Raw genomic sequence first — 21,332 nt, 5'->3', positions numbered from 1 at the left:
CTGCGGACTGTCCGCAGGCTCAGTGCCGGTGCATACGGTTGGCGATCGCGTGGCCCACGAAGAGGTACACGACGGCCGCCAGGCCGTAGCCCGCGACGACGCGCGCCCACGCCTCGTCGAAGGTGAACAGGTCACGCGACCAGCCGGCGAGCCAGGCGGCCGCGTCATGGACGAACTGCACCAGGTCGTTGGCGCGGTTGGCGTCCAGCAGGTACATCAGGATCCACAGACCGAGGATGACGGCCATCACGTCCGCGACGATCGCGATGACCGTCCCCGCCTGATTCGAGCCGTTGCGATATCGAGGGGACATACCCGCCGGGTAGCCAGCGCATCGTGAGTGAAACCCGAACGGGTTCGCTCAAGTGGCGCAGTCGCCGCGACGGGGTGAGGCTCACGGGAGAGCCGTGTTCTCCCGTGACCAGGGAGAACCATGTCCCTGTCCAGGGAGAACTCTGTCCCTGATCAGGGGAACCGTTCCCCTCCCGGAGGACCCCGTGCCCGTACCGATACGGCGCCCGATCGTGGCGCTCACCCTGTCCTGCGCCCTGCTCGCCGGCGCCACCGCCTGCGGTAGTGACAGCACTACGAAGGACACCGCCGCCGTGGCCGCGACCGCCCCTTCAAGTCCATCGACCTCCGCGGAGAAACAGAAGTTCGCCAAGACCCGCTTCGTGGCGAACGCGGGGCTCGCGGCCGGAGCCACCTACCAGTGGATCGTCAAGCCGTGGAAGGCCGGCAAGTTCAAGAAGGGCGCGAACGGGCGCAAGCTCGCCCTGGTCAAGGCGGGCCTCGCGGGCACGTTCGCGTACAACCGCCTCAAGGCGGCCGCGAAGAACGCCGAGGGCGACCCGGCGCTTTCCAAGGCCATCGCCCCGCTCACCGCGGGCATCGAAACGCTCAAGGGCCTGCCCTCCAAGCTGCGCAAGGGTGACGGGACCGACGGTGCCGTGAGTTCCTTCGACGACGTCATCAACAACGTGAAGGACGCCGGCAAGAGCGCGGGCGCCGAGGTCAAGGACCAGGTGCCGTCGGCGTCGCAGCTCACCGGTGGTTGACCGACTACGAGTTGAGTTCGGCGAGCACCCGTAGCGTGCGCGGGTCCGGGGACAGGACCAGCAGGTCGGTCACCGGACCCTTGCGCCACAACTCCAGCCGCTCGGCGATGCGTTCGCGCGGTCCGACGAGCGAGATCTCGTCGGCGAAGGCGTCCGGGACGGCGAGGACGGCTTCCTCGCGACGCCCGGCGAGGAACAGCTCCTGGATGTGGCGCGCCTCCTCTTCGTACCCCATGCGCGCCATCAGATCGGCATGGAAGTTGCGCGCCGCGTGCCCCATCCCGCCGATGTAGAAGCCGAGCATCGCCTTGACGGGCAGCAGCCCTTCGGCGAGGTCGTCGCAGACGTGGGCGCGGGCCATGGGGGCGACGAGGAAGTGACATTTGCTCGATCCCTCGCGGGCTTCGCGCAGGTCGGCGAGCGAGGCCTCGTACGCCTGGGGGCGGGTCGGCGACCAGTACAGGGGCAGCCAGCCGTCCGCGATCCGGGTCGTCTGCGCGACGTTCTTCGGGCCCTCGGCGCCCAGCAGGACGGGCAGTTCGGCGCGCAGGGGGTGCGTGATCGGCTTCAACGCCTTGCCGAGGCCCGTGCCGTCGGCTCCCCGGTACGGGTGGGAGTGGAAGCGCCCGTCCAGTTCAACGGGGGCCTCGCGCCGGAGGACTTGGCGTACGACATCCACGTACTCCCTGGTCGCGGTCAGCGGCGACTTCGGGAACGGCCGCCCGTACCAGCCCTCGACGACCTGCGGACCCGAAAGCCCGAGGCCGAGCATCATGCGCCCGCCGGAGAGGTGGTCGAGGGTGAGCGCGTGCATCGCGGTGGTGGTGGGGGAGCGGGCGGCCATCTGGGCGACGGCCGTGCCGAGTTGGATACGGGACGTCCGCGCGGCGATCCAGGTGAGCGGGGTGAAGGCGTCCGAGCCCCAGGACTCGGCGGTCCACACGGAGTGGTATCCGAGCCGTTCCGCCTCCTGGGCGAGCGGCACCTGGTCCGCGGAGGGGCCGCGCCCCCAGTAGCCGAGTGCGAGACCGAGCCGCATGTCCCCTCCAGGCGTCGATGTCTGATGGTCTGTCAGCTGTACGTCCGGCTGGCGACTGTACGACAACGGCCCCCCGCCCGGAAGGGCGAGGGGCCGCATGTGCGGGAAGCGGACGTCAGCCGCGCTGGATCCCCGTCGTGTCCTGCAGGACGCCACGACGGCCGTCCTGGGTCTGCGCCACCAGGGTGGCACCGCGCTGCTCGACGGCCAGGTACCACGTGCCCGGCGCCAGTTCGGCGATCGGCGCCTGCGAACCGTCCTCCGCGAACAGCGGCCGCGGCACCGGCACGGCGAACCAGAACGGCGAGAAGTCCTGGGCGGCGGGCTGCTGCGCCTGCGGGGCCGGCTGCTGCGGCTGGGGCTGTGACGGACCACCGAACGGCTGCTGCTGCGGCTGAGCGCCGTAGGGCTGGCCCGGCTGCTGGGCGCCGGGGTAGCCGTAACCGCCCTGCGGCTGGGCGCCGTAGGGCTGGGGGGTGGGGGGCTTGGGCGCGCCGACGAGAGCGGCGCTGAGCGCCGGGACCAGCGGGGTGGCGATCGCGGCGGCGGCCAGGACCAGGGCGGCGATCAGGCCGAGGATGAGGCCCGAGCCCGCGCCGACGTCCGAGGTGCCGAAGGTGTCGCTGAACGCGCCCAGCGGGTCGATGATGGTCCAGAACGAGGTCCACAGGGCGAAGAGCGTCAGGGCCACCCCGAGCTGGCCGAGGTCGAGCCCGATGACCTTCCGCGGCTGCGGGAGCGCGCGGGCGACAACGATCAGGGCCGCACCGGCGATGCCCCCGATGTACATGCTCATCACGAGGCCCAGGTTGTCCCAGGCATTGAGCGAGTTGCTGCCGGCCGAGTCGTACGTGCTGAGGAACGACGCGATGAACAGCAATACCGCTGCTCCGATCACCACGCCGTCGCCTCGAGTGAGGGAGCGGATATTCACTTCAGGTCCTTCGTCAGTCGTCTCGTCATCGGTGGAGGCATCGCTGTCACCATGGCGCCGTCAGGCCCTGGTGTGAAGCGCGGGGGTGGCCCCTCATCGTACGGACGACACTATCGCCCGTCCGATCAGGGTGTACGCCGGGTGCAACCTCGTGATCGCTACCCGCGCAGGAAACTCACGATTCCCTCAGAGATCCCACGCGCCGCCTTCTGCCGCCACGCGCCGCTGGTGAGCAACGCAGCGTCCTTGCTATCGCGCATGTTGCCGCACTCGATGAACACCTTCGGAACCGTTGACAGATTGAGACCGCCGAGATCCTTTCGGACCACGAGACCGGTGCCGTCACCGACGTAGTTGGAGGGTGCGCTGCCCGTCTCGCGGACGAACAGGCCCGCGATGCGCTTGCCCAGATCGCGGGACGGGGCGACGACGGGGCGGGTGTCGGCGGCGCCGGCGTGGACGGACGCGGGCAGGATCACATGGAAGCCGCGGTTGCCGGCCGCCGAGCCGTCCGCGTGGATCGAGACGACCGCGTCGGCGTGAGCCTTGTCACCGATCTCGGCCCGCTCGTCCACGCACGGGCCCCACGAGCGGTCACCGTCCTGTGTGAACTTCACCGTGGCGCCCTGCTGTTGCAGGATCGTCCGCATCCGGCGCGCGACGTCGAGCGTGAACTGGGCTTCCGTGTAACCCGCGTTGGTCGACGTGCCCGTCGTGTCGCACTCCTTCCAGTTCGTGCCGATGTTCACTTTGCGGTTGATCTCGGCGGCGTGCTGGAAGTTGCCCGGGTTGTGCCCCGGGTCGATGACGACGACCTTGTCCTTGAGGGGGCCGGAGGCGGCGGGTGCGGACGCGGAGGGCGTCGAGGTCGACTTCGAGGGCGGTGACGTACTCGGCTTGCTGTCGTCCGTGCCGGAAGCGGACGCCGTGGGGGAGGCGGGCGCGGAGGACGACGGTGCGACCCCTGCCTTGTCGGACCCGCCCCCCGAGTCGTCGCCCACCGCCTGCCACACCAGCCACCCGGCCAGCGCACCGGGCACGAGCGCGGCGACCGCGACGGTGAGTGGTCCGCGCCGGGAACGGCGCGGCTGGGGCGGATCGAAGTCAGGGCCTACGTACGACACGTCAGCCACCTTACGGGGCGTCCACCGGGTCCGCAGGGTTCCCGAGGCGTCCATGTCTTCCCGGTCAGCGGCTCCGAGTCCGCCCTCTCACGCATGGTCTGTGAGACATGTGTGAGACGGCGGCGGCCCCGGACCGGTGACCCAATCACCAGCATGGGGCCTTGATCCAGCACCTTCGCGATCAAGGAGCCGAACCCATGCAGAACCTACCCGGGCACGCGCCTGCGCCCGATCCTCTCGCCGTCGATCCCACGCGTACGTGGCTGCGGCGCCTGTCCCTCGCCTCCGGTATCGCCTTCACCGCGACCGCCGAGTACGAGCTGGCCCGCCGCCTCGGCGCCCGCGCGCCGATCGCGGTCATGCTGCCGCTGTCGTTGGACTGCTACGTCATCGCCGCCCTGCGGTGGTTCAAGGCGCTGGACGTCTGCCTGTCGCTCGCCCTCATGAGCGCCGCGCAGGTGGCCGCACACGCCCTTGAGGCGGGCGTGATCGCGGTCACCTTCAACCTGGTGGTGGTCGTTTCGCTGCTCGTTCCGGTGGCGCTGTGGCGAACCCACGCCCTCGCCCGGAGCGAGGCGACGGTGACCACTCCCGAGGCACCGCGCACCCCCGCGCCGGTGGTCACCGAGGTGACCGCCGTACCCGACCCGCTGCCCTGCGCGTGGGACGCCTACGCGACCACCCGCGCTACCAACAAGGTGACCACTTCCCTGCCCGCTTCCACCCCCCCCGGCAGGTGGTCACCCTCACCCCTGCTGAGCTGCGGAGAAGGGCACTGAAGCTGAACCGGGAGGTGGTCACCGAGACCGGTCGGCCGGTGACCATCGAGCGACTTCGCACGGAGTTCGATCTGTCGCGCCGTGACGCGGCCGATCTGCGCCGCGAGATCGAGGGGAAGCGGTCATGAACGACGACCTGTCGAAGGCGGACCGCGAGGCGGTCGAGGCAGCCGCGAACGCCAAGCAGCTGGAGCTGATCACGGCCGTGCTCCAGGCGCAGCAGCTGGTAACCCAGCAGCAGGCACCGGCCTGCCATCACGCCGCGCCGAAGGCCTCGCTGAAGACCGGCCAGTGGGCGGGGATCGCGGTGGCCGGGTCGGTCGCCGCCATCTCCCTGGCCCTGTCCGCCATCGCCATCGCCGTCGGCGCGGTGGCCGTGACCGGACGCCTGCTCGTCCTGCGCTCGATGTGGCGCGACTACCAGCGCAACAGCTGACCCGAGGAGACACCGTGAACCGTCAGACGTACCTGACCCGCGCCGAGGCCGCTGTCGAGAGGGCCGCCAGCCTCGCCCGCGACGCCGAGAAGTACGCCCGGAGCGAGGACTACCGAAGCAAGGCCGTGCCTTACGCGGCAGCTGGCGCCCTGTGGGCGGACATGACCCGTAGCCACGCCGCGATCGCCCAGGCCATGCCCGCGACCGACGACACCATCCCGGAGGACTGACATGGCGCTCACCAACAAGGACCCGCACAACGCCCGCGAGATGGCGGCCGTGCTGCTGCTCGGCGCGCGCATCGCCCGCCGCGAGGCTCGCGGCAAGTCCACCAAGCGCCTGGAGAACCGCGTCGACCGCATCCGCGAGAAGGCGGAGGAGCGCGAGAACGGCAAGTAGCCACACCCGGGGACGGCATCCACCGCCAAGCAGATTGCCGTCCCCGGGTCCCGGACCGCCCAACAGAACGACCGGAGAGACCAGCATGACCGAGACCGCACCCGAGCAAGTCAACGGGCACGCCGAACCGAAGGTGTCCATCCTCAAGTTGGCGCCCGAGCAGGAGCCAGGGCCCCCGCCGCCCGTCACCCCACCCACCAGCAAGGACGCGCCTGTCAGGCAGCGCAGGGTGCGTATCGATTCGCTGCGCCGGGTCGTCGTCGAGACCCGCTCCAATCCCGTGTACCGGTTCACCGTCCGGCACGGCTGTACATCGTTGGCGGGACCCGCATCCTCACCCGCCGCGCCTGGGACTCGAGGACGACCGCCCGGCACGATGAGGGAGGCGAGGGAGGCAGATCTCTGCGACCGCGGGAAACAGGAAACGAGCCTCTCAGCGTCCCCACTGCCGCCTCCCTCCCCGGCGTGAGGGCGGCGGGTTTGCGCCCTGCCGCAGGCGGCGGCCGACGGCCAGGATGTGCAACAACCGGCTACGAGAGGATCGTCCATGGACGACGTGGAAGTGCCTTACCGGACCTTCGAGTACTTGCTGACAGGCTTCGTCCACGGTGAGGCGGAGGACCTTGCTCGCTTCTACAAAGACGGAAAGGTGGCCCACCCCGGCGATCCCTTCGGCAACGTATTCGCCTGGCTCTGGGACAACCGGCGCGACACGGCGGTGTCCGCGTTTGCGCAACTCCTGGCTACAGCGCGGGACAACACACCGGATGGCGTGGAGCTGCAGATGAACGAGCTGATCAAGGGCCTGCGATTCGCGCTGCACAGGACGCGCTTGTCGGATGCCGGAGAGTTCGACGATGTGGAGCGAACCCTTCGCGCGAAGATGCCGGAGCACTTCGGCGGCCGGACCGACCTGTAAGCGAACCAGGAGAGACAGCCGGTGAGCGAGGAACCAGCCTTGGCGATGGGCGTAGTTGTCGACCGCGGCCAGCTCCTGCTGATCTGCCGCGCCGTTCCCGAGGGCGACCTCGTGTGGGCGTTGCCCGGCGGCACCGTCGAGCCGGGCGAGACCCCCGGACAGGCCGCCGTGCGGGAGGTGCTGGAAGAGACCGGACTGTCCGTGGAAGCCGCCGAGGAACTCGGGGAGCGCGTACACCCCGACACCGGCCGGCTCATCGTCTACGTGGCGTGCACGGTTCTCGAAGGCGTCGCACGCGCCGCATCTCCCCGTGAGGTGTCAGCGGTCGCATGGGCTTCGCCCGACGAGATCCACCGGTACGTGCCGCGGGGCCTGTTCCCGCCCGTACAGACGTACCTCGACCGCCGCGGATAGCCGAGGCCCCCTGCGTGGTCCACTGGACCGCGCGGGGGCGCTTCGGCTGTCTCAGCGTCGCCTCTGCTGTGGTGGAAAAGACCCACTACGGGGCGGCGGTACACGCTGCCAGCCGAGGTTCTCGCCGTGCTTACTAAGGTATGCCTCGACCACTTCGGGCCGTTTACGCATGGCTGCTCTGAGCTGGACGGCCTGGAAGCCCTCCCGCCCCTCTTCTACGACCTTCTCCCAGTTGGGGTGGCCCTTGGCGAGACGCTCGGTGATGAGGAACTCGATGACGTCTTCCAGGCACGGCCGGAAGCGTCGGCCACCTACCGGGAAGTGCAGCTTGGCCAGGGTGTCATCTTCGCGGGGCGCGGCGTTGCAGATCTTGGTGAGAGCTGCTGACGTGGGGCCGTGGATCTGCAGGTGCGCTTCGGGGTAGCCGTCGCCCTTGTCACGCTCGTAATCGAAGTGGCATAGCTGTGTCGCACCCGCTTGATCCGCTGCGATGGCTATGTAGGAGGAGCGCACCATGAGGTACTCGCCCTGGTCGTCCATGCACATCTTGAAGATCAGATCCAGCCAGGCGGTAGGCATCTCGTTCCGCAGATGCAAGGGAATCAGCGTGGCGACGAGGCTGAGCTTGGTTAACCCCTGACCAACAGGGATGAGGCTGCCGTCGGATCCGTCCGGGACGACAGCCTTGATCTTCGCGTTGTTCGTGATCGTCCGGTTGAGGGTCTTCTCGATCTGGTCCGCGAAGGCGTTGGCCAGGTTCCTGAGGTCAGCTTTGCTCACCGAAGTGCCCCACGGCCGCCCACAGTGCGCGGGCGTCACGCGAAGAGAAATCCCCGCGCCGGGCTTGGGCCTGCAACTGTTCCCAGGTGAGTTCGAGATGTTTAAGCGCGCGATCAATCGCCTCGTGATACTCGTCTGCGGTGACCTCAATCACGTGTGACTCTTCGTGTTCTAAGGTCCGCTGCTCGTTCGCTGTCACACTCATCGTCTACCCCCCAGCCTCTGCCGCCAGTGTGCGGCATCGGTGTGACACTCTGACGCACTATCAACATCAGTTCTAGCCCTCGAACTTCCTGCTGTGAGGATTCCCTCAATCGGGTCAAGGACACCACCATCCGCCCGCCTTCCTCTGGAGAGCGGGGCGTTTCGTCGTGTCTGGGGTCAGCCGTCCAGGGGCTCGGCGCCATGCACAGTCAAGCCGTTCGCTCCGTGCCGGAAGTGCGCGGGCACGGGCGAGATCGAGCGGTTCCGGAAGGTGCGGACGTGCCCGCGCTGCCGTGGTCACAAGCTGCGGCTGCGGGTCGGCCGCCGTGCTCACAACGCGTGGCGCCGCACCTATCAAGCTGGTAGCCGCTGATACCGCATGGAAGGCATGCGGCATGAGGTGCGGCGCGCGACCTGCGTCTTTACCAATCCCTCACATGCCGCATGATGTCCCTCAAGCACAACATCCCAGGGGGGATCATGCACACACAGCTCACTGCCGAAGAGGCACAGCGCCGCCGCAGCCGCAACAAAAAGATCTTCGGCGTCCTCTTCGCGATGTTCATCCTTGGCGGCATCCTCAATGCCTGCGACGGCGACGACTCCAGCAACACCGAGCCCAAGGCTGCCGCTAGCGCCAAGCCCGCCAAGCCCACGCCGTCCGCGACGCCGAGCAAGATCAGCCAGGCCGACCGCGATAAGGCACGCGAGGCAGCCGGCCTCCCGCCCGAGCCCAAGGCCGCCCAACGCCAGGCCTTCCTCAACGGCCTGAACGCCATCGACACCGACATCGTCCACGGCAAGGAAGACAAGGCGGTAAGCCGCGGCATCGACACGTGCGGCATCCTCAAGAGCTTCCCCGGTGACGAGACCAAGCAGATCGATCAGACCAACAAGCGGTGGAGCAGCCCCACCCACCCGGACGGCCACGGCCTCGCCAAGGCCGCAAAGATCCTCGACGTGGCGCACAAGAACATCTGCCCCGACTTCTGACCCACCCGCTCATCGGCCCGGTCGTGCACAGCGCGGCCGGGCCCGCGCGCGGGGAGGCGAGCATGGCAGGAAGCGACGAGCTCACCAACTACGTCTACCGCCAAGTGCGCGCCCGCATGCTCGCCGAGTCCGACGCGTGCATCGTGCTCCGGCTGCGGGTCGGCCGGCGGGCGCACAACGAGTGGCGCCGCACTCACGACGCTGGCACCCGGTGAGCAAGCTGGTAACGCCAGAGGCCGGGCCTCGGCGGCGGCCCGCAGACCGCTCAGGTCAGCGTGAACCGCCGGGCGCGATCCTCCGTGTAGACGCTGTACTCGTCAGAGCTCAGGATGCGGACAGGAAGCCTCTTGACGATCGGTGTGATGCCGTCAGCCACGATCGTTACGACGAGCGCGGTCGCACCGGGCAGCAACTCCTGGACGTCGTCGAAGTTCAGGGACGGCAGGGTGCGGGACCACTGGCCGTGGATGATGCTGTCCGTGCCGCCGTCCCACTGAATCTGTGTCATCCCGACGGTGGTGACGAAAGCGATCGGTTCCCAGCCCTGCTGCTCCCCCAGGCCGCCGAGGCCCTCGAGTTCGATCCGCACGCCCGGGTTCTTCGCCGCGTAGGTACTCGAATTCGTCAGCGTCACGGTAGCGAGACTCTGTTTGAAGTTGGCGATCCTGCGCTGCTCGCCGCTGCTCGCTTCGTCATCGTCGCCCGACGCCGCTACGAAGACGGGCTCGTTCGGGAAGCTGAAGTTGAAGGTGATCGCGATATCCAGAGAGGGAAGGCCGGTGGCCGCCCTGTAGGCCAGCAGCGCCAGGAATGCGGCCACAGCGGTCAGAATGCAGGTGTCGATCACCAGCGCGGTGTTCACGATGATCGCTCGGTCGTCGGTGTGCAGCCCCAGCTTCCAGCCGCCGAGAGTGGCTCCAAGGACAATGACCGCGCCGACTGCGACCGTCGCGAGAGTCGTGACAGTCGTCAAGAGACGGTAGTTACGCAGGAGTTTCACGGCTGGAGTGTTCCACGCCAGGGCGTTGACTGCGTCATGATCCGCTGAGTCGACCCTGCCTCCCTCCCGCCGCGCATGACGCCCCGTTGTTCCCGCCCCGCAGGGGGCTACGGTGCGCCCGCAGTTCACCCACAACGAAGAGACCACGCCATGGCCAGCCAGGGGGCGCAGCGCCTCCGCTGACCCTGCCGCGCGGGCGGCCTAGGGAGCGGCTTGCAGGCCGCCGGCGTCGTCGCGGATCCACTTGTTGCCAGCGGCGTCCGTGAAGCTGACATGGACCGTTCCGCGCTCATTGGTCATCACGTGGAACCACGCCTCTCGGCCTACGCCCAGTCGTTCTACGTGAACCTCGCTCGTACCGCGGATGAGGTCGGCGAGGATGCCGGTTCCAACACCTTCACCGGGTGCCACCTCGATAGCGTGGAAGGCTGGCATACCCCGCGTCACGCAGTGCACTTCGGTGATCGGATCGTCGCTCCCATTGATGACCTGGACGTACTCCGGATCCTGCGCGGCCAGTTGGATCTTGCGCGCCTGAGCCTCACGACGGTCCCGGGCCGCGGCCAACAACTCGTGGCGTTCCAGGGCGAGGGTGGCCGACTGCTCTCCGATGAACACCCGCTGTTCGTCGAGCTGATCCCGCTGGCTCTTCAGCGTCCACACTGCAGCGCCAGCCGCGGCCGCCGCGAACATAGTCCCCAACCACGTTGGCGCATCGCCCCAGTTGATCGGGCTCATGACCGCAGCCTACGGGGGGCCATGCGAGCGACCGCAGCATGACAAACCCAGCGATGGAGTGGAGCAGCAGCTGAACGGCCGGGCAGACATCTCATGTCTACATGCAGCCCGGACTGAAGGCGAAACTGATGGCAACCAAGCGCGAGCGCCGCGTCACCCTCCCGGCCGGACTCGTCCCCCTGCTCACCCAGCGCGAGCTCGAGACGTATTACGGCGTCTCGGACTGGCAGATCATGCGGTGGCGCGAGAAGGGCATGCCCGATGTGGCGTTTGCCGGACGGGGCCGTCGCTACGACCTCGCGGAGTGCCAGGCGTGGCACGAGGCGAACGCGACGGAGGCGCGGTCGTGGAATGCTGGGACATGACCCGCGAGGAGCGCCGCCGCATCCTCGGCGACGAGGTCATCGCCAAACTTCACGCACGCGTGGAGCTCGCCCCGGACCCCAGCCCCGAGCTGGTCGAGAAACTCCGGCGGCTCTGGATGAGCCCCGCCGACACGGCCCCGGCTCCCCGGCCCGCGAACAACACCGTGAAACCGAAGGCGCGGACGGAGCATGGATCGCCGCGAACCTGCGACGGCTCTCGCTTCTGAAGGGGGCGGCGCGTTCGTACGGCCGCGCGCCCCCCTTGAGTACCAATTGTGGTCAAACCTGATGACCCGACCGCCTGTTTCCCCGACACTCGCTCCACCTCATCAAGGCAAGGAGCGCCCCATGGCCAGCAACCCGTACTTCAACCAGCCACTCACCCCAGCCCGGCCCCGCATGTTCGACACCGCACGTGCCAAGGTGATTTGGATCCTCGTCCCCGTCATCAGCGCCGGCCTGGCCGCCGCCGTCCCGTTCGTCGTCGCCGCGGTGAAAGGAGTCGTGAAGCCATGGCTCGCCGTCGCATACGCCGCGGGAGAGATCGCGATCTTCTCGATCGCTTTCGCCATCAGCCCCGACCCGAAAGACACGAGCCCGGTGCCCGGGTTTCTGCTGGTGCTGCTGATGGTCACAGCGGCGACGCACACGGCCCTGCTCGACAACGACAAGGTCAACATCGGGAAGTAGCAGCGGGGCGGACACCCCAGGCACACAGCGCACCTCGCACCCTGTGGAGGGGCGCCGCTGGACGTACGGCATGGGATCGATAAGGTGAAACGGGCGGAGGGGCGCCGCTGGATGCGACACCCCTCCTCGGGACTCAAGAGGTCACTTCTTGCCGGAACGCCTCTTCGGAGTCTCTACCACCGTGGTACGCGGGTGAGCTTTCGCGTAGCTCTTCGTCACGTACTTGCCGGTTATGGCGCTCCGGGCTTGTCCCCCGGAGTTGCCCCGGCTATTGCTGGCCTTGTTGGCCATGAGGAATCACCTCCTTCCCCTCTCGACGCGGTGCTGTCGGGGGCGAGTGTACGGGCGAGCACTGACAACGGACGGGCCGTCAAGTCGGCCCCGGGACCAGCGGGTCACAGCTTGGGTACATTCACCCGAAGCGGACGCGCCCCGGCGGATGATGCCCCTTCAGCTCGCACGTCCAGGGGGGACCATGCGCATCGGCACCACCACCGTCACCGCTACGCTGCTACTCGCCACCGCCTGCAGCAGCGGCGGCGAACCGAAGACGATCCACGTCACCGTCACACAGACGGTCACCGCCACGCCGAGCGCCGAGGCTGCCACGGACGCGAACGCCGGCGTTCTGAAGATGGGCGCCACGAAGACCATCATCGACGCCGAGACTGACGTCCACGCCACCGTGCAGGCCCTGAGCTACCAGCAGCCCTACAAGGGGCCCCAGCCGCAACCCCCGGAGGACTTCCAAGGCGGCGACACCTGGGCAACCGCCGACGTGAAGGTCTGCAACATCAAGGGCACCGAGTTCACCATCGATCAGTTCCCGTGGTCACTGGCCTATGAGGACGGCACCAGCACGGAGGTGACCGGCTCGTCCGGCGGTGACATGCCCAAGCCGGAGTACCCGATGGACAAGACCCTCACGCCCGGGCGCTGCGCCCGGGGCCTCGTCGCGTTCCCGGTTCCCAGCAGCAAGCGGCCTGTGCGGCTGGTGTACCAGCCCGGGGAGGGGGAGCCCACCGAGTGGGCGGTCCCGAAGGCGTGATCCGCCGCCCCTCGTGTGCCATACGAGTGCCATCACCTCGCATATTCGCAGGTCAAGAGCCGGGTACCGTATCCACTATGCGGTTGGGGGCTTCTCGGGCAGTCGCCCGAAATCGGCGGCATCGCCCAGGCCTGCCGCCGTACGATGCCCGCCATGACTACGGACGCCGCTCCCCGGCAGCGGGACCCTTCCTCGAAGCCGTTGGGCGGGTGACCCTCGCGGGTGCGGAACTCGACATCAGCCTGAAGGGCCTGCTCGGTGCGATCACACATGAGCCGACACTGATCATGTACGCCAACAGCCAGAACACCAGCAAGCTCATCGAGTTCTGCAAGCTGGCCCTTGACGTAGGACACCTCGCACCGGCGGACGTCACCGAGGTCTCCGCCTGCCTTGCCGCGCGGAGAAGTGCCGTGATCGCCGGAACACCATCGTGCACGCCATCTACGGGCCTGCCGAGTCCGGTGTCGGCATCGAGGCGATGAACCCCGTGAGGAAGAGGCTGGGCTATCGCGTCTCCGCCATATCCGTTGAGGAGATGGAGGCGCTGGCGGACGAGGTCACCGTGTTGCGGGACGACATGTTCAGTGCGGGCTGGAACGCGCGTGCCGCCAAACTGCCCGGCATGCGTCCCATCCCGCCCCGTGCCCCTGGTGAGAAGGTCAACGGCGTATCGCCTGACTGACGTGTCGGCCGCGCGCTGCATCAGTGCGGACGGGTGGCACTGGGCTGTACCCGTCGATGGCGGGGCCGTCTACCTCGAGCGCCTCCGCCACGGGCGCTCGCTGTTCTGCGGGGTTTGCCCGCCCGACTGCTGCCGGCGCGCGGCGTTGGTCACCATGACGCCGATCAGCACCGCCCCGCACAGCCACGCGAGCACCGTCCATCCCTGTGCCACGCTCACGAACAGCAGCACAAGCGCCGCCACGAACACACCGGCACCCACCGCGCCGTTACTCATCAGACCCCCCTGAGCCGAGTGCGGACGCCGTACTGCCGCCCACGGCATTGCGGGCCGATACGTCACCCGCGCTGTGCCGCCACCTCACCCGTGTACGTCTCCCGTGTCAGGTCCTCCGGGCCGATGCCGAGCTCGGCGAGCACCGCGCGGATGTCGTCCAGGGCCGCGGCCACCTCGTCCTCGTCGACGAGCGTCTCGACTTCCAGGAACGTCCCATCGATCTCAGGCACCCGCACGAGGGTGGCGAGCATCTGCCGGCCGCGGGCCTCGAAGTCGTAGTTCCGGCAACGCTTCTCGAAGGCGATCGCCGGTACATAGCCGAGGCCTTGCAGGATGGCGTGCGCCTCGTGCGAGTCCTCGACCCTGGTCTCGTGCTCGGGCTTTGAGCCGGAGGCTTCGTCGACCGTGGCGTCCTTGAACGTCAGGACCGTCCGCACGCTGTCCCGACCGTGGACGGTCCGCACCCGCAGCTCCTGGTCCCGCTTCTCGAGGGAGCCATCCGGCCGGTCGTAGTAGGTGTCCTGGTAGATCTCGATGCGTGCCTCGGCGCGCTCGTCGAGCTGCCGCATGACCGCCTCGGGCGCATGCACCCGCGCCTTCAACTCCGCTTCGATCACCTGCGGTTCCCCTCTCAGACTGTGCGGTGCGCGCCGTCGATGATGGCCTCGAACATCCTGCAGAAGCCCCGGTACAGGGGGCCGTGCGGTGTCTCCATCACCTTGTACGTGGCGCTCTCGTGACCTTCCCACCCTGCGTCGAAGGCGCTGACGAACATGGTGGAGTCCGTGCGGATGAGCCGCCAAGTGGGCAGCATCCGGTACCGGTACACCTGGATGTCGGACGAGTCGGCGAGCTCCCGGAGCCGGGCCTCGGCCAGCCGGACACCGCCGGCGAGGGACTCGGCGGACTCCCCGATCTCGGCCGCCCGCTGGGTCAGGGCGTCGCTGTCAGGGTCGAGGAGCAGCACTCGGACGCGGAGCCCCTTGCCGCCCTGCTCGCGCGGCAGGCAGGCGCGCAGAAGGCTGTCGTTAAGCCCGATCAGGCCGAGGCCGCGCACGGCCAGGACGTCCAACTCCGTTGCCTCGCGGGCTTGCTGCTGGATCTCCTCGCCCGCGGAGTTCTGCGCGGCGTACACGCGGACCACTTCGGGGAACGCGGCCAGGTCGAACGCTGCGCCACCGGAGCGCTTCTCCCTGCTGGCCGCGAGCCCGAGCAGGTGGCGGGCGTCGTCGGGCATGCGGAGGCCGTCAGCGATCCGCTCGTACACGTCGAGGCGGGACACCTCGCGACGGCCGTTGATGATTTCGTTGACGCGGGCCTGCGTCATCCCGGCCGCCGTGGCGATGCGGGACTGGCTAGCACCGGCGTACTGCTGCACGTACCGGAACACGGCGCCAACGTCCCGCGCGCGCAGGGCCTGACGCACCTCGGCGCGCTCCCATGCCCAGTCGGGTAGTTCGATCGGCCCGAGCGTCGTCGTCATGGCGCAGCCCCCGGTATCCACAAACGGGATGGGAAGTTATCCCACCGTGAGATTACCGGCCGGGTATCGAGTCGGCACGGCCCGTCACCCGATGGTGACTGCATGGTGAAAACGTCCTCACTGGAAGTGCCGTCCGCTGGCCGCTCGCTGGAATGGATGCCCGTTGGCCGCACGGTGTCGCTGCGCCCGGCCGGGCAGTGGTGGGATGCCGTGCGGGTCCCGCGAGAAATCGCACTTGTGGCGCTCGGCGGCCTCAGCAGGAACACCGGGGCCGTCATCGAGGACCCGGGCGGCGGCACCCTGTACTGGCTCGTACCGGCCGGGCAGGCGGCGGACTGGCAGATGCCCGAGGGGGCGAGGATCGCAGTCCTCAGCGAGGCCGCGCACCTCGCCGTGCCGGGTCCCCAGCGCACGGCGGGCCCGCACTGGCGTATCCCGCCGACCCGCAGCAACGCTCTGATGGATCCTGGGCAGCTCCATGATGCGCTGGCGCGTGCCGCCGCGGTCGTGGCCAAGGAGCCGCCTGACGAGGCGTACAAGGCGCTCTGCGCCCACTACGACGAGTGCCCCGGCTGCGCCCATGACACTGCCCCGTGTACGCACGGGCGGCAGCTGCGGCAGGCCTGGGTGGCGGTGCGCTGGTCATGACGACGACCATGGACGAGCCCGTCGACCTGCCGCTGCCCCTGGATCGGCCGGAGCCGAGTCCACGGTGTGGGGTGTGCGCAGCGCTGGCCCGGCAACGGGCCGAGGCGGAAGCCGAAGGGGACTACTCGAAAGTCAGCGACTGCAACATCGAGATCCGTGAGCACCGTTCACCCCACCGCGGGCGGCGGTCGTCGTGAGTAGCCGCTTCGAGTTCGTCGACACCGGGATCGGCTACGGCCACGTGCAGCGGGTCGCGGCGAGCGGCCAGTTCACCAGAGTGCAGCGCGCGTACCGGGCGTACACAGACCACGGCCGCGGGTGCGCGACATGCGCGGTGGACAGTTCGACGTGCGCGACGGCCGAGGTGTTGTGGGAGACGTACCAGACCGCGAACAAGGCGTGAGCTCTCGCCGCCGGCTCCCCTGTCTGGCTGCGAGCAGGCGGCCGTCCTGACGCCCTCGTATGGGGCGGCCGCCATACGAACGCCCGCCCGTCCTCTGCACCCCAGGCTCAACAAGAGGGCGGGCGGGTCAGCAAGAGCACGACGGCGCGGAGACCGCCTCTCCGTGAACAGATCACCAGATTTCTGGAGGTCAGTTGTGACCACACCCAACCTGTACGAACTGCCTGCAGCTGCCGACGCCTCGGCCAAGAAGTGGTGCGGCGGCAACCTCGGCGGCGACAACGAGACCTGCGTGACCACCGTTGCCCTCGCCGACGCGGACGCATTCATCGTCGGAGACTCCAAGCCCGAGGGCGCCGGCCGCCAGCTCCGTATGACCGGCGCGGAACTCGACTCGTTCGCAATCAAGTGGGCCAACTCCCGAGGGCTGGCGCTCTAATCTGAGCGCTCGTCCACCTCGATACAGCGGGCCGTCTCCGGCCGTCGGAGGCGGCCCGTGTCACCCCGGAGGAATCCGTGACTGCCGCAGCAACCCTGGGCCGCCCTGCGCAACCGGCGGTCCACAACTGGAACGGCCACTGGCACGGTTACGGGCCATGGACCGGGAGCCCGGCCGTATACCACCAAGAGGGAAACCGTCGGCCTGCCCATCCCAACGGCCCACCCGTGCCCATGTCCTCCGAGGACAAGGTCGCGCACCGGGTCCTTGAGCGCTACCGCGAAGGCGCCGCAGTTTTCGCCGGCTCCGACCTGCCGCCCCTGATGACCGGCCACTGGCTGCAGAAGTCGGGACAGGCCTCGGTCGACCGCACGTGGACCGACGTCACCGACGCGGTCGAGTGGCTGAAGAAGTGCTACACGGACAACCCGCCCTTCGAGCGGACAGACGGCCTCCAGGCCTACGTGGGCGTGGACGTGAAGGTTGCATACGCCTATGACGTCCTCCCCGGTGGAGTCGACGTCACCTGGGTCCACTACACCCAGGCCAAGAACCTGTTCTCCCTCTCCGTCGTGTGCTGCCCCAACCGCTTCCACCCCACGCTCGCCTGCCCGCTGTCGCCGTCATGACGCTCCCGCCAAGGAGACCCCCCCCATGTCGCTCAGCCTGTTACTCCCCGAGGCCGGTGTCGCCGACCTCTTGACCATCTGGCCCGACCAGCCGCGCGTGTACGAGCGCGGCCGGACTGCAGTGGACGACGCCATGAGCCTGGACGCCTTCACCGAACTAGTCGACACCGGCTGTGCGCCGCCCGAGGAAATCGCCGTCATCAAGGCCGGCCCGTCCAACAGGACTGCTTTCCTGACCAACGGCCGCGCCGACCCGATCAAACTGCGCCGGCTGCGCGCTCAGGGCTATACCGTCCGCTTCGGCAACATGCAGCGTTGGTTGCCCGTCTTCCACCGCATCTCGCAGGACATCCAACGAGAGACCGGCTACTCCAACTACATGCACGCTTTCCTTACCCCCGGAGGTGAGCAAGGGCTCCTGCACCACTGGGACCAGCAGATGGCCGTCATCGTGCAGGTGGCCGGCACCAAGACGTGGCAGTTGTGGAAGCCGCCCGTCGAGGCACCGATGCGCGAGTACAACGAGTCCTTCCGCGTGTGGCGCGAGGACTTCATCCCCTCTTGGGAGGCCACCGGGCCGGACATGACGATCGACCTCACGGCCGGGCAGACGCTGGTGATGCCCCGTGGATGGGTGCACAATCCACACGCTCTGGACTACGGGGAGACGAGCCTCCACCTGACCTTCGCCATCCGGGAGCGCACTCCGCTGTGGCTCGCCGAGAAGCTACTCAACCGCGCCATCGAGGAGCCTGAGTTCCGGCGCATCATCACGCCTCACGACCTCGATGGATCGGCGCTCGTCGACCGGCTGAGCGAGACGAGGCAGGCGCTCGTCGAGTTCCTCGGCGGCCTGAACTTGGATGAGGTGGCCGGCTTGGTTCGGGAGGCGGCCGTGACGGAGCTGGAATACACCACCTGAGCCTCCCGCCCAAGGTCTGACGCGGAGAGAGCCCCGGCCGGACCGGAATCCCGGCCGGGGCCGCTCGCGCCCGGCGTACCAGGCGCCGCCTCAGTAGGCGCCAAGCGCGGCCTGGACGTTCCCGCCACGGTGCCGAATCGACTGACGCAGCGGGTCAATGAGCACTTCGCCGAGGTCGCGGCCGCCGAGCCGCAGCTGCACGACGATCGGCCGGCCCTCCCAACCGCCGCCGCCCTGCCCGCCGACCACCGGGGTCGCGGTCCGCCGTACACCGCCACCGCGCGGCGTGTTCAGCATCGACGCCCACGGCGGCGCGGCCTTACGCCGCGAGTCCGGGTTTGACCACACCCGCGACCCCGCCGGCAGATCCAACAGCTCGGCCCCCTGCTCGCCCACCCACGTCAGGTTGGAGCGCACCCCACCGGATGCGGCCGCGCCGACGATGCCGCCCGCGGCCTTCTTCCCGATCGCCTTGGAGATGGCCTGCTCCATGACCTTCGCCAGGTGGGCCATGGGCCCGGCCGAGGTGGCTGGCCTCCGGTGGGCCGAGGACGTCGACTTCGGCGCGGCCACGCTGGACGTCGCCAACACGCGAACTATGCTGCGGAACGCCAAGGTCATCGAGAAGGACACCAAGAGCGAGGCAGGGGAGCGCACGCTCCCGCTTCCCGAACCGGTCCGTCTCGCCTTGATGAACTTCCGCGTCCTGCAGGAAGCGGAGAAGGCGGCGATGGGTGAGGACTATGCCGACTCGGGCTACGTGTTCGTGGACGAGATCGGCCAGCCGCTCACGACCCGGCACCTGCGCGAGGCCGCGTACCGACTCAGGGCGGACCTAGACCTACGACGGGTGCGGCTGTACGACGCCTGGCACTCCTGCCTGACGTTCCTCGCCGTGAACGGTGTCCCTGACGTCGTCCTCGCAGCGTGGGCCGGCCACACGAACGCCGCTTTCACCAAGCGGAAGTACGTCCACACGACGGCCGCCGACATGGGCGCGGCCGTGACCCACCTGAACGAACTTCTTGGGATCTCCGAGGGCCCGTCAGAGCCTGCGATGTGAGAGAAAGTGAGATATCCGTGATCCCGTAGCCCCAGAAACCGCAACTGAACAGGGCGGATGGGGGAGGCGGTAGAGCACGTCAGCGACTCTAACCGTGCCCTCAGATCCCCGCTCCCGTTCGCCGCAGGACGCGCAACGAGTCGGTCACCGAGATCTCGGTGAACGCGCCGGACTCCAGGGCCCTGAGGTAGACGCGGTACGGGGCCTGGCCGGTGAACTCGTCGGCCGGGTCGGGGAAGACGTCGTGGATCACGAGGAGGCCGCCTTCGGCCACGTGCGGTGCCCAGCCCTCGTAGTCGCGGTTGGCGTGCTCGTCGGTGTGGCCGCCGTCGACGAAGACGAAACCGAGCGGCGTCCGCCAGAACGCGGCGATCTGCGGCGAGCGGCCGACGATCGCGACCACGTGGTCCTCCAGGCCCGCCTTGTGCAGGGTGCGGCGGAAGGTGGGGAGCGTGTCCATCCGGCCGATCTCGGGGTCGACGGTGGACGGGTCGTGGTACTCCCACCCCGGCTGCTGCTCCTCGCTGCCCCGGTGGTGGTCGACCGTGATCGCCGTCACCCCGGCCTCGCGCGCGGCGTCGGCGAGCAGGATCGTGGAGCGCCCGCAGTAGGTGCCGACCTCCAGCAGCGGCAGCCCGAGCCGCCCGGCCTCGACGGCGGCCTCGTACAGCGCGAGCCCCTCGCCGAGCGGCATGAACCCCTTCGCGGCCTCGAAGGCGGCGAGGATCTCGGGCTTGGGTGCCGCGGGCATGGGGTTCCTCCTGCGTGTACGGGACTTCGTGCGGGGCTGCGGGACACATGGTGGCACGGCCTCTCGTACACCCGTGCCGGCGTCTTGACCTCAACCAAGGTTGATGTCAGAGGCTTCTCGCCATGACCGACGAGATCGTTCAGTGGATCAGAGACCGAGCCCGCCCGACCCACCTCCTCCCGTTGGCCGACCTCGTCGGCGACGCCCAGGTCGTGGCGCTCGGCGCGTCGAGCCGCCAGTCCCACGAGCTGGCCACTGCCTCGTACGGCGTCATCCGGCAGCTCGTCGAGGAGCTGGGCTTCCGCTCCGTCGCGCTGGAGGGGGACGACCCGTCGAGGCTCGGACTCGACGAGTACCTCCGCACCGGTGAGGGCGACGCCCGCGCGCTGCTCGCCGAGGCGCGGCCGTTCCTGCGGACCGAGGAGATCCTCGGCACCGTCCTGTGGATGCGCGCGTACAACCGCGGTCACCCGGACGACCAGGTGCGCTTCGCCGGTACCGCCCTGCGGCCGCTGCGGAAGCCCTCCGGGCTCGACGGTCTCGCCGAGATCGAGCTGGGCATGGCCGAGGACATGATCGAGTGGCACGCACGGACAGGAGACAGGATCGTCTACTGGGGAGGCATGGCGCACACCGCCAAGGGCGATCCGCGGACCATCTCCCCCTCGGCCACGCCGACGACCCACCGGAACGCGGGCGGCCATCTGCGCGAGCACTTCGGAGCGGGGTTCGTGTCCATCGGCCAGATGTTCCAGCACGGCAAGGTCCCGTACCCGGTCCCCGCCCCGCCGCCGGAGTTCGCCGAAGCGGTCCTGGGAAGCGTCGGGCTGCCCGCCTACCTCCTGGATCTGCGGGGCGAGGCGCCGGAGCCGGTGAGGAACTGGCTGAGCGCGCCGGCCAGGACACGGCTGATCGGGCCCGCTTTCGATGCCGCGGCCAATGCCGACCACTACATGGCCGGCGGATCGCTCGGAGAGTGGTTCGACGCGATCATCCATGTGCGGGAGGTCACTCCGGCCCTGTTCTTCTGAGCAGGGTGGGTACGCGAACACCCCCGCCGCGTGAGCGACGGGGGCGGGGACGCGACAAGGAGCAGGTGAAGGAGCGAGCAGG

At 68.7% G+C, this 21,332-nt stretch carries 36 protein-coding genes; 23 read left to right on the top strand and 13 right to left on the bottom strand.

The genetic code is table 11. From position 1 onward, the window contains the following. Window positions 1–19: 19 nt before the first annotated feature. A complete protein-coding gene (locus tag OG390_RS15520; protein ID WP_399073995.1) occupies window positions 20–313 on the bottom strand; it encodes a hypothetical protein in 294 nt (97 codons plus the stop codon). A gap of 184 nt (window positions 314–497) precedes the next feature. Between OG390_RS15520 and OG390_RS15515 the strand changes: the two genes are divergently transcribed. Beyond that, window positions 498–1,058, top strand: coding sequence for a hypothetical protein (locus tag OG390_RS15515; RefSeq protein WP_406168376.1), 561 nt, complete (start codon window positions 498–500; stop codon window positions 1,056–1,058). Window positions 1,059–1,062: 4 nt separating this feature from the next. Here OG390_RS15515 and OG390_RS15510 read toward each other — a convergent pair whose 3' ends face one another. The 3 genes from OG390_RS15510 to OG390_RS15500 form a co-directional block, all read right to left on the bottom strand. Next, window positions 1,063–2,097 carry an LLM class F420-dependent oxidoreductase gene (locus OG390_RS15510; RefSeq protein WP_406168374.1) on the bottom strand — a complete coding sequence of 345 codons (1,035 nt, stop codon included), beginning with the start codon at window positions 2,095–2,097 and terminating at the stop codon, window positions 1,063–1,065. Window positions 2,098–2,212: 115 nt separating this feature from the next. Continuing rightward, window positions 2,213–3,031, bottom strand: coding sequence for a hypothetical protein (locus OG390_RS15505; RefSeq protein WP_406168372.1), 819 nt, complete (start codon window positions 3,029–3,031; stop codon window positions 2,213–2,215). A gap of 158 nt (window positions 3,032–3,189) precedes the next feature. Continuing rightward, window positions 3,190–4,155, bottom strand: coding sequence for an N-acetylmuramoyl-L-alanine amidase (locus OG390_RS15500; protein WP_406168370.1), 966 nt, complete (start codon window positions 4,153–4,155; stop codon window positions 3,190–3,192). Between the two features lie 197 nt (window positions 4,156–4,352). Here OG390_RS15500 and OG390_RS15495 point away from each other — a divergent pair, with 197 nt between their 5' ends. The 6 genes from OG390_RS15495 to OG390_RS15470 all read left to right on the top strand — a co-directional run bounded on the left by OG390_RS15495 (window position 4,353) and on the right by OG390_RS15470 (window position 7,102). Next, the gene (locus OG390_RS15495; RefSeq protein WP_406168368.1) at window positions 4,353–4,934 is read left to right on the top strand and encodes a hypothetical protein; all 582 of its coding nucleotides are present in this window, start codon (window positions 4,353–4,355) and stop codon (window positions 4,932–4,934) included. Between the two features lie 124 nt (window positions 4,935–5,058). After that, window positions 5,059–5,370, top strand: coding sequence for a hypothetical protein (locus tag OG390_RS15490; protein ID WP_406168366.1), 312 nt, complete (start codon window positions 5,059–5,061; stop codon window positions 5,368–5,370). 14 nt (window positions 5,371–5,384) lie between these two features. Next, on the top strand, window positions 5,385–5,600 hold the full coding sequence (locus tag OG390_RS15485) for a hypothetical protein (RefSeq protein WP_406168364.1): 216 nt from the start codon (window positions 5,385–5,387) through the stop codon (window positions 5,598–5,600). A gap of 1 nt (window position 5,601) precedes the next feature. After that, window positions 5,602–5,769, top strand: coding sequence for a hypothetical protein (locus tag OG390_RS15480; protein ID WP_406168362.1), 168 nt, complete (start codon window positions 5,602–5,604; stop codon window positions 5,767–5,769). A gap of 547 nt (window positions 5,770–6,316) precedes the next feature. Beyond that, complete coding sequence (locus OG390_RS15475; protein ID WP_406168360.1) at window positions 6,317–6,688, top strand: hypothetical protein; 372 nt, start codon at window positions 6,317–6,319, stop codon at window positions 6,686–6,688. Between the two features lie 21 nt (window positions 6,689–6,709). Beyond that, window positions 6,710–7,102 carry an NUDIX hydrolase gene (locus OG390_RS15470; protein WP_406168358.1) on the top strand — a complete coding sequence of 131 codons (393 nt, stop codon included), beginning with the start codon at window positions 6,710–6,712 and terminating at the stop codon, window positions 7,100–7,102. Window positions 7,103–7,153: 51 nt separating this feature from the next. On the opposite strand, the gene OG390_RS15465 is transcribed toward OG390_RS15470, so the two are convergent. Then, complete coding sequence (locus OG390_RS15465; RefSeq protein WP_406168356.1) at window positions 7,154–7,882, bottom strand: hypothetical protein; 729 nt, start codon at window positions 7,880–7,882, stop codon at window positions 7,154–7,156. Next, window positions 7,869–8,036 (bottom strand): hypothetical protein, encoded by a 168-nt coding sequence (locus OG390_RS15460; protein ID WP_406168354.1) that lies wholly within the window; start codon window positions 8,034–8,036, stop codon window positions 7,869–7,871. Before OG390_RS15460 ends, OG390_RS15465 begins: the two co-directional genes overlap by 14 nt. Before the next feature lie 530 nt (window positions 8,037–8,566). On the opposite strand from OG390_RS15460, the gene OG390_RS15455 reads away from it, so the two are divergent. After that, entirely contained in the window at window positions 8,567–9,079 is a 513-nt protein-coding gene (locus OG390_RS15455; RefSeq protein ID WP_406168353.1) for a hypothetical protein, read from the top strand. A gap of 62 nt (window positions 9,080–9,141) precedes the next feature. After that, complete coding sequence (locus OG390_RS15450) at window positions 9,142–9,294, top strand: hypothetical protein (protein ID WP_406168351.1); 153 nt, start codon at window positions 9,142–9,144, stop codon at window positions 9,292–9,294. Between the two features lie 50 nt (window positions 9,295–9,344). Here the strand turns inward: OG390_RS15450 and OG390_RS15445 are convergent, their stop codons facing one another. Next, window positions 9,345–9,941: a hypothetical protein gene (locus OG390_RS15445; RefSeq protein ID WP_406168350.1), complete on the bottom strand. Its 597-nt coding sequence runs from the start codon at window positions 9,939–9,941 to the stop codon at window positions 9,345–9,347. A gap of 339 nt (window positions 9,942–10,280) precedes the next feature. Then, window positions 10,281–10,817, bottom strand: coding sequence for a hypothetical protein (locus tag OG390_RS15440; protein WP_406168348.1), 537 nt, complete (start codon window positions 10,815–10,817; stop codon window positions 10,281–10,283). A gap of 128 nt (window positions 10,818–10,945) precedes the next feature. Between OG390_RS15440 and OG390_RS15435 the strand changes: the two genes are divergently transcribed. From OG390_RS15435 to OG390_RS15410, 6 genes are all read left to right on the top strand, one after another. Continuing rightward, window positions 10,946–11,182 (top strand): hypothetical protein, encoded by a 237-nt coding sequence (locus OG390_RS15435; protein WP_406168346.1) that lies wholly within the window; start codon window positions 10,946–10,948, stop codon window positions 11,180–11,182. Then, entirely contained in the window at window positions 11,179–11,409 is a 231-nt protein-coding gene (locus tag OG390_RS15430) for a hypothetical protein (RefSeq protein WP_406168344.1), read from the top strand. Before OG390_RS15435 ends, OG390_RS15430 begins: the two co-directional genes overlap by 4 nt. 121 nt (window positions 11,410–11,530) lie before the next feature. Continuing rightward, window positions 11,531–11,872: a hypothetical protein gene (locus OG390_RS15425; RefSeq protein ID WP_406168342.1), complete on the top strand. Its 342-nt coding sequence runs from the start codon at window positions 11,531–11,533 to the stop codon at window positions 11,870–11,872. 475 nt (window positions 11,873–12,347) lie between these two features. Further along, on the top strand, window positions 12,348–12,920 hold the full coding sequence (locus OG390_RS15420) for a DUF4352 domain-containing protein (RefSeq protein WP_406168340.1): 573 nt from the start codon (window positions 12,348–12,350) through the stop codon (window positions 12,918–12,920). Between the two features lie 209 nt (window positions 12,921–13,129). Next, the gene (locus OG390_RS15415; protein WP_406168338.1) at window positions 13,130–13,405 is read left to right on the top strand and encodes a hypothetical protein; all 276 of its coding nucleotides are present in this window, start codon (window positions 13,130–13,132) and stop codon (window positions 13,403–13,405) included. Between the two features lie 5 nt (window positions 13,406–13,410). After that, window positions 13,411–13,605 (top strand): hypothetical protein, encoded by a 195-nt coding sequence (locus OG390_RS15410; protein WP_406168336.1) that lies wholly within the window; start codon window positions 13,411–13,413, stop codon window positions 13,603–13,605. 69 nt (window positions 13,606–13,674) lie between these two features. Here the strand turns inward: OG390_RS15410 and OG390_RS15405 are convergent, their stop codons facing one another. The 3 genes from OG390_RS15405 to OG390_RS15395 form a co-directional block, all read right to left on the bottom strand. Continuing rightward, complete coding sequence (locus tag OG390_RS15405) at window positions 13,675–13,881, bottom strand: hypothetical protein (RefSeq protein ID WP_406168335.1); 207 nt, start codon at window positions 13,879–13,881, stop codon at window positions 13,675–13,677. Between the two features lie 62 nt (window positions 13,882–13,943). Then, window positions 13,944–14,498 carry a class IV adenylate cyclase gene (cyaB, locus tag OG390_RS15400; protein ID WP_406168333.1) on the bottom strand — a complete coding sequence of 185 codons (555 nt, stop codon included), beginning with the start codon at window positions 14,496–14,498 and terminating at the stop codon, window positions 13,944–13,946. A 14-nt stretch (window positions 14,499–14,512) separates the two neighbouring features. Beyond that, on the bottom strand, window positions 14,513–15,364 hold the full coding sequence (locus tag OG390_RS15395) for a helix-turn-helix domain-containing protein (RefSeq protein ID WP_406168331.1): 852 nt from the start codon (window positions 15,362–15,364) through the stop codon (window positions 14,513–14,515). 102 nt (window positions 15,365–15,466) lie between these two features. Here OG390_RS15395 and OG390_RS15390 point away from each other — a divergent pair, with 102 nt between their 5' ends. From OG390_RS15390 to OG390_RS15365, 6 genes are all read left to right on the top strand, one after another. Next, window positions 15,467–16,012 carry a hypothetical protein gene (locus tag OG390_RS15390; RefSeq protein ID WP_406168329.1) on the top strand — a complete coding sequence of 182 codons (546 nt, stop codon included), beginning with the start codon at window positions 15,467–15,469 and terminating at the stop codon, window positions 16,010–16,012. Then, on the top strand, window positions 16,009–16,209 hold the full coding sequence (locus OG390_RS15385) for a hypothetical protein (protein WP_406168327.1): 201 nt from the start codon (window positions 16,009–16,011) through the stop codon (window positions 16,207–16,209). The genes OG390_RS15390 and OG390_RS15385 overlap by 4 nt, the downstream gene beginning before the upstream one ends. After that, complete coding sequence (locus OG390_RS15380; protein WP_406168326.1) at window positions 16,206–16,415, top strand: hypothetical protein; 210 nt, start codon at window positions 16,206–16,208, stop codon at window positions 16,413–16,415. Before OG390_RS15385 ends, OG390_RS15380 begins: the two co-directional genes overlap by 4 nt. 196 nt (window positions 16,416–16,611) lie before the next feature. Next, window positions 16,612–16,854 (top strand): DUF397 domain-containing protein, encoded by a 243-nt coding sequence (locus OG390_RS15375; protein ID WP_406168325.1) that lies wholly within the window; start codon window positions 16,612–16,614, stop codon window positions 16,852–16,854. Window positions 16,855–17,087: 233 nt separating this feature from the next. After that, window positions 17,088–17,483 carry a hypothetical protein gene (locus OG390_RS15370; RefSeq protein ID WP_406168323.1) on the top strand — a complete coding sequence of 132 codons (396 nt, stop codon included), beginning with the start codon at window positions 17,088–17,090 and terminating at the stop codon, window positions 17,481–17,483. 25 nt (window positions 17,484–17,508) lie between these two features. Continuing rightward, entirely contained in the window at window positions 17,509–18,405 is an 897-nt protein-coding gene (locus tag OG390_RS15365) for a JmjC domain-containing protein (protein ID WP_406168321.1), read from the top strand. 90 nt (window positions 18,406–18,495) lie between these two features. On the opposite strand, the gene OG390_RS15360 is transcribed toward OG390_RS15365, so the two are convergent. Continuing rightward, window positions 18,496–18,897, bottom strand: coding sequence for a hypothetical protein (locus tag OG390_RS15360; RefSeq protein WP_406168319.1), 402 nt, complete (start codon window positions 18,895–18,897; stop codon window positions 18,496–18,498). On the opposite strand from OG390_RS15360, the gene OG390_RS15355 reads away from it, so the two are divergent. Then, entirely contained in the window at window positions 18,896–19,468 is a 573-nt protein-coding gene (locus OG390_RS15355) for a site-specific integrase (protein ID WP_406168317.1), read from the top strand. The genes OG390_RS15360 and OG390_RS15355 overlap by 2 nt on opposite strands. Before the next feature lie 100 nt (window positions 19,469–19,568). Here the strand turns inward: OG390_RS15355 and OG390_RS15350 are convergent, their stop codons facing one another. Continuing rightward, on the bottom strand, window positions 19,569–20,219 hold the full coding sequence (locus tag OG390_RS15350; RefSeq protein WP_406168315.1) for a class I SAM-dependent methyltransferase: 651 nt from the start codon (window positions 20,217–20,219) through the stop codon (window positions 19,569–19,571). A 122-nt stretch (window positions 20,220–20,341) separates the two neighbouring features. On the opposite strand from OG390_RS15350, the gene OG390_RS15345 reads away from it, so the two are divergent. Then, entirely contained in the window at window positions 20,342–21,250 is a 909-nt protein-coding gene (locus OG390_RS15345) for an erythromycin esterase family protein (RefSeq protein WP_406168313.1), read from the top strand. Window positions 21,251–21,332 lie beyond the last annotated feature (82 nt).

The organism is Streptomyces sp. NBC_00996, assembly GCF_045162675.1.
Classification (GTDB): domain Bacteria; phylum Actinomycetota; class Actinomycetes; order Streptomycetales; family Streptomycetaceae; genus Streptomyces.
Note: the sequence above shows the minus strand (reverse complement) of the source record. Positions and strands in the feature narration are given on the sequence as shown.

Bases quoted from the DNA above. Each gene is read 5' to 3' on its own strand.
- OG390_RS15520 (WP_399073995.1), bottom strand. From the start codon at position 313: ATGTCCCCTCGATATCGCAACGGCTCGAATCAGGCGGGGACGGTCATC.
- OG390_RS15510 (WP_406168374.1), bottom strand. From the start codon at position 2,097: ATGCGGCTCGGTCTCGCACTCGGCTACTGGGGGCGCGGCCCCTCCGCG.
- OG390_RS15495 (WP_406168368.1), top strand. From the start codon at position 4,353: ATGCAGAACCTACCCGGGCACGCGCCTGCGCCCGATCCTCTCGCCGTC.
- OG390_RS15490 (WP_406168366.1), top strand. From the start codon at position 5,059: ATGAACGACGACCTGTCGAAGGCGGACCGCGAGGCGGTCGAGGCAGCC.
- OG390_RS15480 (WP_406168362.1), top strand. From the start codon at position 5,602: ATGGCGCTCACCAACAAGGACCCGCACAACGCCCGCGAGATGGCGGCC.
- OG390_RS15475 (WP_406168360.1), top strand. From the start codon at position 6,317: ATGGACGACGTGGAAGTGCCTTACCGGACCTTCGAGTACTTGCTGACA.
- OG390_RS15455 (WP_406168353.1), top strand. From the start codon at position 8,567: ATGCACACACAGCTCACTGCCGAAGAGGCACAGCGCCGCCGCAGCCGC.
- OG390_RS15450 (WP_406168351.1), top strand. From the start codon at position 9,142: ATGGCAGGAAGCGACGAGCTCACCAACTACGTCTACCGCCAAGTGCGC.
- OG390_RS15440 (WP_406168348.1), bottom strand. From the start codon at position 10,817: ATGAGCCCGATCAACTGGGGCGATGCGCCAACGTGGTTGGGGACTATG.
- OG390_RS15435 (WP_406168346.1), top strand. From the start codon at position 10,946: ATGGCAACCAAGCGCGAGCGCCGCGTCACCCTCCCGGCCGGACTCGTC.
- OG390_RS15430 (WP_406168344.1), top strand. From the start codon at position 11,179: ATGACCCGCGAGGAGCGCCGCCGCATCCTCGGCGACGAGGTCATCGCC.
- OG390_RS15425 (WP_406168342.1), top strand. From the start codon at position 11,531: ATGGCCAGCAACCCGTACTTCAACCAGCCACTCACCCCAGCCCGGCCC.
- OG390_RS15420 (WP_406168340.1), top strand. From the start codon at position 12,348: ATGCGCATCGGCACCACCACCGTCACCGCTACGCTGCTACTCGCCACC.
- OG390_RS15405 (WP_406168335.1), bottom strand. From the start codon at position 13,881: ATGAGTAACGGCGCGGTGGGTGCCGGTGTGTTCGTGGCGGCGCTTGTG.
- OG390_RS15395 (WP_406168331.1), bottom strand. From the start codon at position 15,364: ATGACGACGACGCTCGGGCCGATCGAACTACCCGACTGGGCATGGGAG.
- OG390_RS15390 (WP_406168329.1), top strand. From the start codon at position 15,467: ATGGTGAAAACGTCCTCACTGGAAGTGCCGTCCGCTGGCCGCTCGCTG.
- OG390_RS15385 (WP_406168327.1), top strand. From the start codon at position 16,009: ATGACGACGACCATGGACGAGCCCGTCGACCTGCCGCTGCCCCTGGAT.
- OG390_RS15370 (WP_406168323.1), top strand. From the start codon at position 17,088: ATGTCCTCCGAGGACAAGGTCGCGCACCGGGTCCTTGAGCGCTACCGC.
- OG390_RS15365 (WP_406168321.1), top strand. From the start codon at position 17,509: ATGTCGCTCAGCCTGTTACTCCCCGAGGCCGGTGTCGCCGACCTCTTG.
- OG390_RS15355 (WP_406168317.1), top strand. From the start codon at position 18,896: ATGACCTTCGCCAGGTGGGCCATGGGCCCGGCCGAGGTGGCTGGCCTC.
- OG390_RS15360 (WP_406168319.1), bottom strand. From the start codon at position 18,897: ATGGAGCAGGCCATCTCCAAGGCGATCGGGAAGAAGGCCGCGGGCGGC.
- OG390_RS15350 (WP_406168315.1), bottom strand. From the start codon at position 20,219: ATGCCCGCGGCACCCAAGCCCGAGATCCTCGCCGCCTTCGAGGCCGCG.
- OG390_RS15345 (WP_406168313.1), top strand. From the start codon at position 20,342: ATGACCGACGAGATCGTTCAGTGGATCAGAGACCGAGCCCGCCCGACC.